Below are 12,907 nucleotides of genomic sequence, written 5' to 3' on the forward strand. Positions count from 1 at the left end.
TCAGACCCTATCCAGCAGGCCCGCCGACCCGGCAGGGGAAAGCGCCACGTCCAGCAGCTCCTGGAACACCGCCGAGTAGTGCGCGACCCGGTTCTCCTCGTCCACCAGCAACCCGTCGGTCAGCGTCTCGACGTAGACGTTCCGCGCCCGTCCTCCCGGCGGGGTCAGGACGGTGAACGGGAAGAACAGCGCCCCGGTCAGCCCCGCGCTGCCGGGGACCACCCTGAGCACCGCGCGACCCCCGTCCACCAGCCGCTTCAGGTGGGCGAGCTGCCCGCGCCGGACAGCCGCCGTCCCGACCGGGGCCTCCAGCACGGCCTCGCGCACCACCAGCACCAGCTCCGGCGGGCTGGTCCCGGTCAACCGCGCCTGCCTCGCCATGCGCGCCTGCACCAGCCGCTCGACCTCGTCCGGCCGCAGCGACCGGTTGGTCGAGATCACCGCTCGGGCGTAGTCCTCGGTCTGGACCAGGCCGTGCAGCAGGTCGGGCCGGTAGGACTCGATGCGCCGCGCGGTCTCCTCGGTGTTGAAGAACTTCCGCAACCGGTCCGGGACCGCCGTGCCCCACGGCGTCTTCGGCCGCCTGCGCCGGGACTCCTCGCCCAGGCGCTCCAGGTCGGCGCGCGCCTCCCCCTCGACGCCGAACAGGTCCAGCAGCGCCGCGAGCTCCAGCGGCACGACGGACACGTCGCCGCGCAGGATCTTGCCCACCTTCGACTCCGAGCACCCGAGCACCCGCTGCACGTCGGCCCGCTGCACACCGCGCTCCCGCGCCAGCTCCCTGAGCCGGTCGGCGAGGCGCGCCCGCTGGTCGGTCGGGGTCGGCCCGCTGCTCATCCGCTCCTCCTGGGGGTTGATCGCGGACAGTCTGCCGGAGCGCCCACCGGCCAGGCGGTCACCTGATCGAGTCTCTAGTCAAGGTGACTGGTCAGGTTTACCGTCAAGTTGACCGATTTCCGCAGGAGAGCGAGGATCGCCATGAGCACCGACTACCTGACCCAGTCCTGGACCGGCCCCGACTACGAAGCCCTCGTCCAGGGCATGGTGACCGACAACGCCCCCAGGGTGTTCGCCGTCGTCGAGGAGGACCGCGATGACCCCTGCGCCAGGGTCGCGGCCTGGGGGATGGCGTTCGCCGAGCACGCCGAGGTCGTCTCCGTCGAGCGCGACTACCGCGCCGGGAGCACCACCCCCGAGCGCGCCGCCGCGCTCTTCAGCGACCCCGACCCCGCCCCCGGCTCCGCTCCCGGCACGGCCAAGCGGATCACCGCGCGGCTGGTCTGGGCCTGACCCCCGGCGGCCAAGCGGGCGGGGAACCCGCCGGGACCTCAGCCCTCCGGGTCCCCGTCCAGCCCGTGCTCGATCGCGTACCGCGCCAGCTCCACCCGGTTGTGCAGCTGCAACTTCCGCAACGTCGACTGCACGTGGTTCTCCACCGTCCTGTGCGAGATCACCAGCCGGGTCGCGATCTGCCTCGCCGTCAGGCCCTTCGCCACCAGCCGCAGCACCTCGGTCTCCCGCTCGGTCAGCTGCGGCCGGTCCACCTCGTCCGGGGCCGCCGCCATCCTGCGGTACTCGCCCAGCACCAAGCCGGCCAGGCCGGACGTGAACACCGCGTCGCCCGCCGCCGTCCGGTTGACCGCCTCCACCAGCTCCTCGGCGGACGCCGACTTCACCAGGTAGCCTGACGCGCCCGCCTTCACCGCCTCCAGCACGTCGTCGTGCTCGCCGCTCGCCGACAGGACCAGCACCCTGGTCCCCTCCAGCTCACCGGCGATCATCCGGGTCGCGTCGACCCCCGACGCCGCCTCGCCCAGGTTCAGGTCCATCAGCACCACGGCGGGCCGCACGGCGCGCGCGATCCGCACCGCCGAGCCCGCGTCCGCGGCGGTGGCGACCACCTGGAAACCGCGCTCGGCGAGGTCCCTCGCCACACCGTCGCGCCACAGGGGGTGGTCGTCCACCACCATCACGGTCACGCTGCTCATCGGTAGACCCGCACCTCCCACTCCGCGCCCTCCCCCGGCCCGGTCTGAAGCTCCAGGGTCCCACGCAGGGCCTCGACCCTGCCCCGGATCGACTTGGCGATCCCCATCCGACCCTCGGCCTCCGCGCTGGCCAGCCTGCCCTCCGGGATGCCGGGGCCGTCGTCGCGGACGCTGAGCACGACCTCCTCCCCGAGGTCCTCCAGCAGCACCCACGCCCGCGCGTCCGGCCCGGCGTGCTTCTCCACGTTCGACAGCGCCTCGCGCACCACGGACACCAGCTCGATCACCGTCCGCGCGGGCAGCAGCACGTGCGTCGCGGGTGTCGCCACGTGCACCTTCGGGGTGATCAGCAGCTGGAGCGCGGGCCGCAGGTCGGCCTCGCCGCTCTCCGTCGCCTCCTCCGGCGACGCCGCCACCAGCGTGCGCAGCGCCACCTCCTGCTCGCCGGCCAGCTCGGCCAGCTCCGCCGCCTCCCCGCCCAGCTCGTTGCCGCGCTTGCGCACCCGCGCCAGCACCTGGAGCACCCCGTCGTGGATCGACCGGGCCAGCCGCTCGCGCTCCGCCGTCGCAGCCTCGGCCCGCAGCGCCTGCGCCAGCTGCGCCGACGACTTGCGCCCGACGGTCGCCGCCATGCCGACGATGAACCCCGACCCGACCAGCAGCACCACGTCCCGCACCATGTCGGTGTTCAGGTCGCCCCTGCTCAGGTACGTGCTCAACCCGACCACCGCGCCGCCGACCGCGCCCGCGTACTGCCCGCCGTGCGCGCCGCACACCACCGGGGGCGCCGACGCCCAGATCGTGGTGATCAGCGGGACGCCGTACAGGAACTGCGCGGGCGTCAGGATCAGCAGCGACAGCGACATGAGCCCGCACACGACGAGCACGTCGGTCACGACCAACCAGGTCCGCTGCCCCGACGGCCCCCGGTACGCCACCGAGGTGACCACCGTCCAGACCGCCATCGCGCCCAGCGCCACCCACGCCAACCACGGCCGCTGGTACCCGCCCTGCTGCACCAGGACCGTGCCCACCGCGAAGAAGAACGTCACCACGCGGAGCACGATCGTGGCCCGCCACAGGTGCGCCACGGGATCGTCCAACCCGGCCGCGCCCGAACCGGTCTGCTGTGCCTGTGCCATCCGGAGCCCTCCCCACCCCTATCCTGCCGTGTCCGCGCCCCGCGGCTAACCCCCAGGTGGCCGTCTGTTCCACCGCACCCGCTTGTGGAAGGCTGACCGGGTCCGGTGCCCGTCGCAGGGGGTGACCGCGCCGGGCGTCCTCCGGCAGGGGAGGTTTTCCGCGTGCGCGAGTGGCCGCTGTGGACGCTGCGGCGACCCGCGCTGGCCTACTGGCTCCTGGTGGACGCCGCCGCGCTCGCCGCCTCGGTCCTCGCGATCGTCGCCACCGAGCGGCCGACCCCCGAGGAGATCGCCCGCTTCTCCGCCATCGCGGGCACCGCGGGCGCCGTCATCATCGTCAGCTCGGTGTACAGCGACCGCGTCGGCGAGATCGCCCGCAACCCGTGGGCCGCCCACCTGTCCTACCTCACCGCGGGCCTGGTCGCGCTGCCGGGGAACCTGCTGGTCCTGCTGCTGTTCGGCCCCGCCCTGCACGGCCTGCTCGACCAGCGCCCCGAGGTGCACCGCTGGCTGTTCACCCTGTCCTCGACGGCGCTGGCGGTGTTCGGCACCCGGCTGGCCATCGGCTGGGAGCACCCGACGACGGGCAGGCTGGACGTGCTGGTCCTGGGCGCCACCATGCTGCTGACGGTCCGCGCGGCGCTGATCTCGCTCGGCCTGAAGCTGCGCAGCCCGCGCGCCCCGAGCGAGGAGGTCGTGGGCGAGCCGATCGACGTGGTGCTGGGCGTCGTCGCGGTCAGCATCGGCGGCCTGATGGGGTTCGCCGCGCTGGCGACGGCCGTGCACGCCGTGGTCGCGGGCCCGCCGCTGGCCCTGCTGGAGCGGGCCGCCCAGCTGCCGCACTGGCGGCGGTCGGCGCAGCGCGACGCCAAGACCGGGCTGGCCAACGCCGCGCACTGGGACGGCCGCGCCCGCTACGAGCTGGCCAAGGCCCGCGCCACCGAGCGCCCGATGGCCGTGCTGCTGCTCGACCTCGACCACTTCAAGAAGGTCAACGACCTGGTCGGGCACCTGGCGGGCGACGCCGCGCTCAGCGCCGTGGCGGGCCTGCTCAACACCAGCACCCGGCGCGGCGACCTGGTCGGGCGGTTCGGCGGCGAGGAGTTCGTGGTGCTGCTGCCGGACGCCGAACCGGCCGTGGCCAGGTCGGTCGCCCAGCGGGTCAGGCACGCCATCGCCGACCTCCAGGTGCCGACCGTGCGCACCGACGGCCACGCCCACCTGCTCACCGGGCTGACGGTGAGCATCGGGGTGTCGACCACCCAGCGCTTCGGCTACGAGCTGCCCGACCTGATGGTCGCCGCCGACTCGGCGCTGCTGGCCGCCAAGAGCTACGGGCGGAACCTGGTCGAGATGGCCTGAGCCGGGAGCGCGGGGTCAGCGGCGCCCTCGACCGCTCTCCTTCTTCTTGTCGTCGTCCGAGCCGAGCTCGTCCACCCGGTGCTCGTCCCCCAGGTCCTTCGGCGCGGACGCCTGCGGCTCGTCCACGTCCACCCGCCGCGGGTCCACGTGCTTGTCCGCGTCCGAGAGCAGCGACCTGATCCCCGAGTTCAGCACCGCCAGCAGCGGCACGGACAGCAGCGCGCCCGCGATCCCGGCCACCACCAGGCCCGTCGAGATCGCCAGCACCACCGCCAGCGGGTGCAGCTTCACCGCGCGCCCCAGCAGCAGCGGCTGCAGCACGTGGCTCTCCAGCTGCATCACGCCGATCAGGATCGCCAGCACCACCGCCGCCGCCACCGGGCCGTTCGCGACCAGCGCGATCAGCACCGCCACCACGCCGGTGATCACCGCGCCGACGATCGGGATGAACGCGCCGAGGAACACCAGCGCCGCCAGCGGCACCACCAGCGGCACCCCGACGATCCACAGCCCGATGCCGACGCCGACCGCGTCCACCACCGCGACCACCGCGGTGGCCCGCACGTAGCTGACCAGCGAGGCGAACCCGCGCCGCCCGGCCAGGTCGGCCCTGGAGCGCACGTCGCGCGGCACGATCCGGGTGATGAACCGCCAGATCCCGTCGCCGTCGTGCAGGAAGAAGATGAGGGTGAACAGGGCCAGCACGAACCCGGTCAGCAGCTCGCCCACGGTCGCCGCCGTGGTCAGCGCGCCCGAGGTGATCTCGCCCTGGTTCGCCTTGACCGTCTCCAGCAGCTGGTCGACGTACTGCTGGAGCTGGAGCTCGCTCAGGTGCAGCGGCCCGTCCTTGAGCCAGTCCCGGATGGTGCTCAGCGACGCGGTGACCTGGTTCTGCAGCTCGGGCAGGCCGTTGGAGAACTCGGTGATGACGAACGTGAGCACCCCGCCGACCACCGCCAGCCCGCCCACCAGCACGAACCCGGCGGCCAACCCGCGCGGCACGCCCACCTTCGTCAACTGCGTCACCGCGGGCGACAGCAGCGCGGCCAGCAGCAGCGCGACCCCCACCGGGATCATCACCGAAGCCATGTAGCCCACGGCCTGCGACACGACGTACAGCGCGGCGACGACGGCGACGAACCGCCAGCTCAGCGCCGCGCTCACGCGCAGGAGCGGAGGTACCTTGCTGCTCTCCCAATCCGGTGTGCCCACGCCGATCACCGTATCCCGCCCACCCCCGCCGGGGTCCCGACTTCGCGCAGCTCAGCAGTACCCGTCACCGAACCTGGTCAAGCGCGCCACCCGGATGATCGGATCGGGTTGTGGAAGCGATCAGCGCAGCAGAGGAGCGGGTGGCCGCCGCGTTCGCGGGCGGCACGCGGCTGAGGTTCGGCGCCAGGACCCCGCAGCGGGAGCGGACGGTGCGCGGGGCGTTCCTCGCCGCCCTGCTGAACGGCACCGCCACCATCCGGCCCGCGACCATCAGGGCGGCCGTCGCCGAGGCCGTCCCGGACGAGCGCCCGAAGGTCCGCTCGACCCCGGCCAGGTTCATCCCGGCCAAGTTCGCGTCCGCCCGCACCGCGCCGCCTGGCCCGCCCGCGCTGCGGCTGATCAACGCGCACGTCGTCGGCCTGTTCGGCCTGGAGGGGGCGCGGGTGCCGCACGTGGTCGACCTGCTCGACTGCACCTTCGAGCAGCCGCCGGACCTGCGGATGGCCCGCCTGGTCGGGCTGCGGATGCGCGCCTGCAAGGTGCCCGGCCTGCGCGCCCGCAACGTCCGGGTGCGCAGCGACCTGGTCCTGGAGGCCGGGTTCACCAGCGACGGCGTGGTCGACCTGACCGACGCCACCGTCGACGGCACGTTCCGCCTCGCGGGCGCGGTCCTGCGCGGGGGCGCGCACGCCCTGCTCGCCGCCAGGATCAGGGTCTCCGGCTCGCTGATGGCGGTCGCGCTCAGGGCGCGGGGCGAGGTCCGGCTGCGCGGGGCCGACTTCGGGGGCAGCGTCCACCTCGGCGGCGCCCGGCTGATCAACCCCGGCCACAACGCGCTGGAGGCCAGCGGCGTCCGGGTCGCGGGCAGCCTGCTCTGCGACGCCGAGGGCGGCCGGTTCACCGCCGAGGGCCGGGTGCTGCTGGACGGCGCGCGGGTCGGCGGCAACGTCGTGTTCTCCGGCGCGCGGCTGCGGGCGAGCACCGTGGAGCGCCCGGTGCTGGTGATCCCGCGCGGCACCGCCGACGAGGCCGCCGCGCTGGTCGCCGACCGGATCAGGGTCGACGGGAACGTGGAGCTGGACGACGGCTTCACCTCGACCGGGACGGTCCGGCTGCCGAACGCGGAGATCGGCGGCTACCTGCGGCTGTCCGGGGCGCGGATCGGGCAGAAGGCGCTGGTCGAGCGGGCCGTCAGGCCGGGTGCGGGCAGGCCGGGCGCGGGCAGGGCGGGTGCGAGCGGGGTGGGCGCGGGCGGGGCCGACGGGACCGGTGCGGCGAGCCCCGGCGGAGCGGGGGAGGGCGGTTCGGGCGGTGCTCCCGCGAGCGGCGCCGACGTCCCCGCGAAAGCCGCCGAGTCGACCGTCGCCGAGTCGACCGTCGCCGAGCCGACCGTCGCCGGACCGACCGCCGCAGAGCCGACCGCCGCCGAGCAGGCGGGCGCCAGTGCGGACCCGGCCGAGCGGCCGGGGACCGCCGAGCCCGAACCCGACTCCGAGGACGACGGCCTGGTGCACATCCCGGTCGCCCTGCACGCCGACGGCGTCCAGATCCGGGGCGACCTCGACGCCAGGGGCGCCGCGCACGGCGCGTTCACCGGCCCGAGCGCCCGCGAGGCCGCGCTGCTCGCCCACGGCCAGGTCCGCCTGGTCGACGCCCGCGTGCGCGGCAGCGCCAGCCTGTCCGGCGCGCGCCTGGTCGGCCCCGGCATCGACGTCCTGTTCGCCGACCGCTTCAAGGTCGGCGGCACGCTCTTCCTGCGCGACCTGCGCGCGCAGGGCTCCCTGCGCCTGCAGAACGCCGAGATCGGCTCCACCCTCGACTGCACCGGCGCGGTGCTGCGCGATCCGCGCCGCAGGGACGACGGCACCGCCAAGCCGTCGCTGGACGCCCGCGTCGCCACCGTCGGCAAGGACCTGCTGTGCAGCGGCGGCTTCACCGCCGAGGGCGGCGTCCGGCTGCTGCTGGCCGAGGTCGGCAAGACCGCGACGTTCGCGGGCGCCCTGCTCGGCCGCGACCCCGGCGGCACCGCGCTGGGCGCCAGGGGCATGACCGCCCAGCAGCTCGTGCTCCGGCTCGACGCCGAGCAGGCCCCGCGCGGCCGGGTCGTGCTGACCGGGACCCGCGCGGCCTCGGTCGTGGACGGGCCGGGGCTGTGGGCGGCGGGCGGCGGGGTCGCGGTGGAGGACTTCACCTTCGGGTCCATCGCCTCCGTCCCGGACGTGGACGTGCGCACCCGGCTGCGCTGGCTGCGCGAGGTCCAGCCGGACTTCGCGCCCGGCCCGTACGAGCAGCTGGCCGCCGTCTACCGGGACGGCGGCGACGAGGAGCTGGCCCAGGTGGTGCTGGTCGAGAAGCAGCACCGCCGGTACTCCGAGCTGGGCCTGGCGCACCGGGCGTGGGGCTCCCTCCAGCGCTGGACGGTCGGCTACGGCTACCGGCCGTGGCTGGCGATCACCTGGCTCAGCGCGTTCTGGCTGTTCGGGGCCCTGTGGTTCCAGTGGCACGAGATGCTCAAGCTCAACGACGACGAGTCGCCGGTGTGGAACCCGTGGCTGCTGGCCGCCGACCTGCTGCTGCCGATCATCGACCTGGGGCAGGACAACCGCTGGCAGTTCACCGGGGTGTCCCAGTGGATCGCCAGCGCGCTGATCGCGGTGGGCTGGATCCTGGCGTCCACGGCGGCGGCGGGCGCGGCCCGCGTGCTGAAGCGGGTCTGACGGACGGTGACGGCCCGGAGGGACGCCGTCGTTCCGGTTCGGCCGTCCACGAACGGCTGACCTGCGGCGGCGTCCCCGACCGGGGTTCGTGACACGGAAGATCCGAGAATTTCTCGGCTACTAGGCGTCATCCTGGTGAAACGCACGGTGGCGATCACACGATCCGGCGAACAGAGCAGTCAAGGGGTGCGCCAAGGGGAGCAGCACTGGCAGGCTCTCGGCGTCGGCCAGCCACGGCGGTGATCGTGCAAGCCGACTCCCCGAGTCCGTTTTCCCAGGTGGAGGTACCAGCGTGTCCGCAGCGGCGCAGCGAGTCGGGAAGGTGGTCCGCTTCCGCGGATTGCTGTCCCGAGCGCTGCTCGTCGCGGGCGGCGCGCTGGCTGGCACTGCCGCCGCCTGGGCGCTGTCCGCCGCACCGGCCTCCGCCGAGACCGCCGACCTGAACCCGGTCGGCGTCCTCGCGGAGGGCGTGCTCGGCAGCGGTCCGCTCAGCGAGGTCCTCTCCCCCGTCGACAAGGCGGTCGAGGACCTCGACGCGGTGATCCGGGCCCAGCGCGAGGCGCTGGCCGAGATCCCGCAGGCCGACCTGGGCCGCGTCGTGGAGAACGTCCGCGGCGCCGTGGACCAGGTCGGCGACCTGCTCGGGGCCGAACCGGTGCTGCAGGTGGTCGAGGTCCAGGACGCCCAGCGCGTCGACCAGGGCCTCGCGCCCACCGCGATCCCGGCGCTCCCCGCGCAGCACCAGGCCCCGGCCGAACCGGAGGCCGCGACCGTCGCGGCCCCCGAGACCCCGGCCGCGGCCGAGGTCGAGGCCCAGCAGCGGTCCACCAGGGCGGTCGTCGCCCAGGCGGCCCCGGTCGAGCGGTCGCACCGCGACGCGCCCGCCGAGGCCCGCCCTGCGCAGCCCGTGACCCCGGACCTGCCGTCCGTCCCGGTCGTGCCCGCTTCCGGCACGCCCGCGCACTGCTCGTGCGGCGCGGACGGCGCTTCCTCGTCCAACAACAACGGCGGCGCGCTCTCCACGATCGCGTCCACCTCCGGTGTTCCCACCGCTGCGGCGCGGGCACTGCTGCCCGCCACCGAGCGGAACACCGCGATGCCCGGCAAGCAGCCCGGCATCACCCCCGACTGATCACCGCGCGCGGTTTCGAGGCGGCACACCCGTGCCCCTCGGTCTCCGGCCTGCGCGCTCTTCGCTGAGCACCGCGTTCCGGGCGATCCGCCGCGCGCTCTTCCGAAATCGGGTGGTCGTCCCCCAGACGCCGTCCGCGTCCGACCACCCCCCATTCACTGATCGAAGGAGAAAACATGCAGACCTGGGCCAAGCGCGGTCTCCAGTCCGCACTTGTCACCGGTGGTTTGCTGATGCTCGGCACGGGCATCGCCTCCGCTGAGGAGCGGGTCAGCCCCGACCTCGCCCCCTCCATGCTCGACAGCATCGGCCAGGAGCTGGCCGACGTCGACATCGAGATCCCCGTCCTCGTCGAGAAGAACGCGATCGGCGTCCTGGGCGACGCGGTCGAGCTGCCCGAGATCGACGAGAAGCTCGTCGTCCCCTCGCTCAACACGATGATGGGCAAGCAGTCCAACCCGCTCGTCAAGGACAGCCGGGGCATCGGCTCCGACCAGATCATCCGCAACAACCGCATCGTCGGCGACCTCGTCGTGCCGGTCATGGTGTGCGGCAACGCGATCGGCGCCCTGGGCGACGCCTACGTCGAGGCCGACTGCGAGCAGGAGGCCAGCAGCACCCGCACGACCATCACCGACGGCTCCCGCGACTCGCTCGCGGGCAACGTCGTCGCCATCGCCGCCGCCGTGCCCACCTCGGTCACCGGCAACGCGATCGCGGGCCTGGGCAACGCCGAGGCCAACACCACCGCGTCGCAGTCCGCCGTCGCGGGCGGCGACATCACCACCTCCGGCGAGCGCGGCTCGCTGTCCGGCAACGTCGTCGCGGGCCAGTGGGCCGTGCCGGTGCAGCTGAACAACAACGCGGTCGGCACGATCGGCAACGCGCTCGCCAACGGCTCGTCCGACGTCACCGCCGAGGTGCCCGGCACCATCACCACGAGCGGCGCGGACAGCTTCGGCGGCGGCAACGCGCTGCTGGCCCCGCTGGCGCCCATCGCGGCCGTGAACGGCAACGCCGCGGGCGTGCTCGGCAACGGCGACGTGCTCGCCGAGAACTCGGCCACCGCCACGGCGGGCAGCGAGCACACCGGCATCTTCGACCTGCCCACCTACGCGGAGACCTCGGGCAACCGGGGCACCCTGGCGGGCAACATCCTCCAGCCGCAGATCGCCGGGCCCATCTCGGCCGACGACAACGCGGTCGTGGTCGCGGGCAACTCCACCGCCACCTCCTCGGCGTCCAACTACTCGCAGGTCGGCGGCTTCACCAGCACGACCGGCGAGAACGGCACGCTGTCCGGCAGCATCGGCGACCTGCCGATCGGCCTGCCCGCCGCGGTCGGCGGCAACGGCGCGGCGGTCCTCGGCAACGCGGCGGCCGACCACACCAACGACTCCACGACGCTGGTGGGTGGCAACACCTTCACCAACGGCGACGGCGCCGTGCTCGGCTCCAACGTGGTCTCCGCCCCGGTGACCGTCCCCGCCGACCTGTGCGGCACCGGCCTCTCGGCGGGCGGCAACGCCGACGGCAACTGCAACAACCTCGTCACCACCGAGGTCGGCGGCCTCAACGCCAGCCGGGGCAACGACAGCGTCGTGTCCGGCAACCTGGTGTCGCTGCCCTCGTTCGTGCCCGCCGAGTCCTTCGGCAACGCGTTCTCGGTGCTGGGCCAGGCCGACGGCACGGCCGACGAGGTCAAGGGCTCCGCGGTCGGCGGCGAGCCGAACACCCGCGACGACGACGGCACGGTGTCCAGCAACGCGGTCGGCCTGCCCACCGCGCTCGGCCTGCAGATGCACAGCATGGCCGGTGGCATCCTGAGCAACACCAACGCGACCGCCACCAGCGACAGCACGTTCGACGTCGGCGGCCCGGCCGAGGCGACCGGCAAGCACGGCTCGATCTCCGGCAACATCGCGTACGCCCCGACCAACAACATCGCGCAGCTCTTCGGGTCCGCGGTGGGCGTCGGCGGCAACCACTACAGCAACAGCGACAACTTCCTCACCTCCACGGTCGGCGGCGACGCCGTCTCCACCGGTGAGGACGGCGCGATCGCGGGCAACGTCGCCTCGGTCCCGCTGGCGTCCACGCTCCAGTCCTTCGGCCACTCGGTCGTGGTCGCGGGCAACGGCGACGTCGTCACCAGCAACACCGCCGACGTCACCACCGGCGGCGACGTCGCCACCAACGGCGACAACGCCTCGGTGTCCGGCAACGGCATCGCCCCGCAGATCGGCCTGCCCGCGCAGGTGTTCGGCATCGCCGGTGGCGTGGCGGGCAACGGCAACACCACGCACACCAACGACAGCACCCTCGTCGTCGGCGGCGACCACGACACCTCGGGCCTCGACTCGGCCGCGTCAGGGATGCTGGTGACCGCGCCGATCTCCGGCAGCCCGGCCGTCCACGGCGACGCCGTGTCGGTGCTCGGCCTGGCCGACAGCGTCACCGACTCCACCGCCCTGACCCAGGTCGGCGGCAGCACCGAGACGGTGGGCTCCGGCTCGCTGTCCGCCGCCGAGGTGTACGCGCCGGTCGAGGCCGCCGCGACCGTGGTGGACGTGCCCGCGCAGGTCCTCGGCACCGCGACCACGCTGGTGTCCAGCACGCACGAGGTCGAGACCGGCGACGAGGTCGACGGCGCGGGCGACACCAAGGGCATCAACCTGCCCAGCTCGGTCGACCGCCACCTGTCGATCACGAGCCTGCCGCTGCTGAACAACGTGTTCATGATGGAGCGCTCGTTCCAGGGCGACCTGCCGGTCGTCGGCGGCCTCGCCGGTGGCCTGCCCGTGGTCGGCGGCCTGACCGGCGGTCTGCCGGTGGGCAACCTGACCGGTGGCGGCCTGCCGCTGGTGGGTGGCCTGACCGGTGGCCTGCCGGGCATCAGCGGTCGCAGCGCCCAGGGAGGCGGCCTGCCGGTCGTCGGTGGCCTGACCGGTGGCGGCCTGCCCGTGGTGGGCGGCCTGACCCAGGGCGGTCTGCCCCTGGTCGGTGGCCTGACCGGTGGCGGCCTGCCGGTGGTCGGCGGCCTGACCCAGGGCGGTCTGCCCCTGGTGGGCGGCCTGACCGGTGGCCAGCGCTCCTCGGCCCCGACCCTGCCGACCGACCAGCTGACCAAGGCCACCAGCGGCCTGAAGGTCAACCCGCTGGAGCAGCTCGGCGGCCAGAAGGGCGGCTCGCCGCTCGGCTCGCTGCTGGCGATCCCGTCGATGTTCGGCTCGCTCTGAGCGCTGAGCACGACTAGCTGAACCACCCTCCCGCTCGGCCCCCGGCGCGATCCGCGCCGGGGGCCGAGCCCTTGCGCGGGGCGGGTGGTGGCACCGGGGTGCGAGGGCGGGTGCG

The 12,907-nt window shown here is 74.1% G+C and carries 9 protein-coding genes; 5 read left to right on the top strand and 4 right to left on the bottom strand.

Annotated features, from left to right (window positions below):
• Nucleotides 1-837: a helix-turn-helix domain-containing protein gene (locus LV78_RS07610; protein ID WP_253844007.1), complete on the bottom strand. Its 837-nt coding sequence runs from the start codon at nt 835-837 to the stop codon at nt 1-3.
• Between the two features lie 141 nt (nt 838-978).
• On the opposite strand from LV78_RS07610, the gene LV78_RS07615 reads away from it, so the two are divergent.
• On the top strand, nt 979-1,290 hold the full coding sequence (locus LV78_RS07615; RefSeq protein ID WP_253844008.1) for a hypothetical protein: 312 nt from the start codon (nt 979-981) through the stop codon (nt 1,288-1,290).
• A 38-nt stretch (nt 1,291-1,328) separates the two neighbouring features.
• Here LV78_RS07615 and LV78_RS07620 read toward each other — a convergent pair whose 3' ends face one another.
• Together LV78_RS07620 and macS are read right to left on the bottom strand one after the other, a co-directional pair.
• Nucleotides 1,329-1,988 (bottom strand): response regulator, encoded by a 660-nt coding sequence (locus tag LV78_RS07620; RefSeq protein WP_253844009.1) that lies wholly within the window; start codon nt 1,986-1,988, stop codon nt 1,329-1,331.
• Nucleotides 1,985-3,130 (bottom strand): MacS family sensor histidine kinase, encoded by a 1,146-nt coding sequence (gene macS / locus LV78_RS07625; protein WP_253844010.1) that lies wholly within the window; start codon nt 3,128-3,130, stop codon nt 1,985-1,987. The genes LV78_RS07620 and macS overlap by 4 nt, the downstream gene beginning before the upstream one ends.
• Nucleotides 3,131-3,292: 162 nt before the next feature.
• Between macS and LV78_RS07630 the strand changes: the two genes are divergently transcribed.
• Entirely contained in the window at nt 3,293-4,492 is a 1,200-nt protein-coding gene (locus tag LV78_RS07630) for a GGDEF domain-containing protein (protein WP_015805722.1), read from the top strand.
• Between the two features lie 15 nt (nt 4,493-4,507).
• On the opposite strand, the gene LV78_RS07635 is transcribed toward LV78_RS07630, so the two are convergent.
• Entirely contained in the window at nt 4,508-5,713 is a 1,206-nt protein-coding gene (locus LV78_RS07635; RefSeq protein ID WP_253844011.1) for an AI-2E family transporter, read from the bottom strand.
• 101 nt (nt 5,714-5,814) lie between these two features.
• Between LV78_RS07635 and LV78_RS07640 the strand changes: the two genes are divergently transcribed.
• The 3 genes from LV78_RS07640 (at nt 5,815) to LV78_RS07650 (ending at nt 12,792) form a co-directional block, all read left to right on the top strand.
• Nucleotides 5,815-8,421: a hypothetical protein gene (locus tag LV78_RS07640; protein ID WP_253844012.1), complete on the top strand. Its 2,607-nt coding sequence runs from the start codon at nt 5,815-5,817 to the stop codon at nt 8,419-8,421.
• Nucleotides 8,422-8,713: 292 nt separating this feature from the next.
• Complete coding sequence (locus LV78_RS07645) at nt 8,714-9,553, top strand: hypothetical protein (RefSeq protein WP_253844013.1); 840 nt, start codon at nt 8,714-8,716, stop codon at nt 9,551-9,553.
• A 176-nt stretch (nt 9,554-9,729) separates the two neighbouring features.
• Nucleotides 9,730-12,792: a beta strand repeat-containing protein gene (locus LV78_RS07650; RefSeq protein ID WP_253844014.1), complete on the top strand. Its 3,063-nt coding sequence runs from the start codon at nt 9,730-9,732 to the stop codon at nt 12,790-12,792.
• Nucleotides 12,793-12,907: the final 115 nt, after the last annotated feature.

The organism is Actinosynnema pretiosum (assembly GCF_024171695.1).
GTDB lineage: Bacteria > Actinomycetota > Actinomycetes > Mycobacteriales > Pseudonocardiaceae > Actinosynnema > Actinosynnema pretiosum.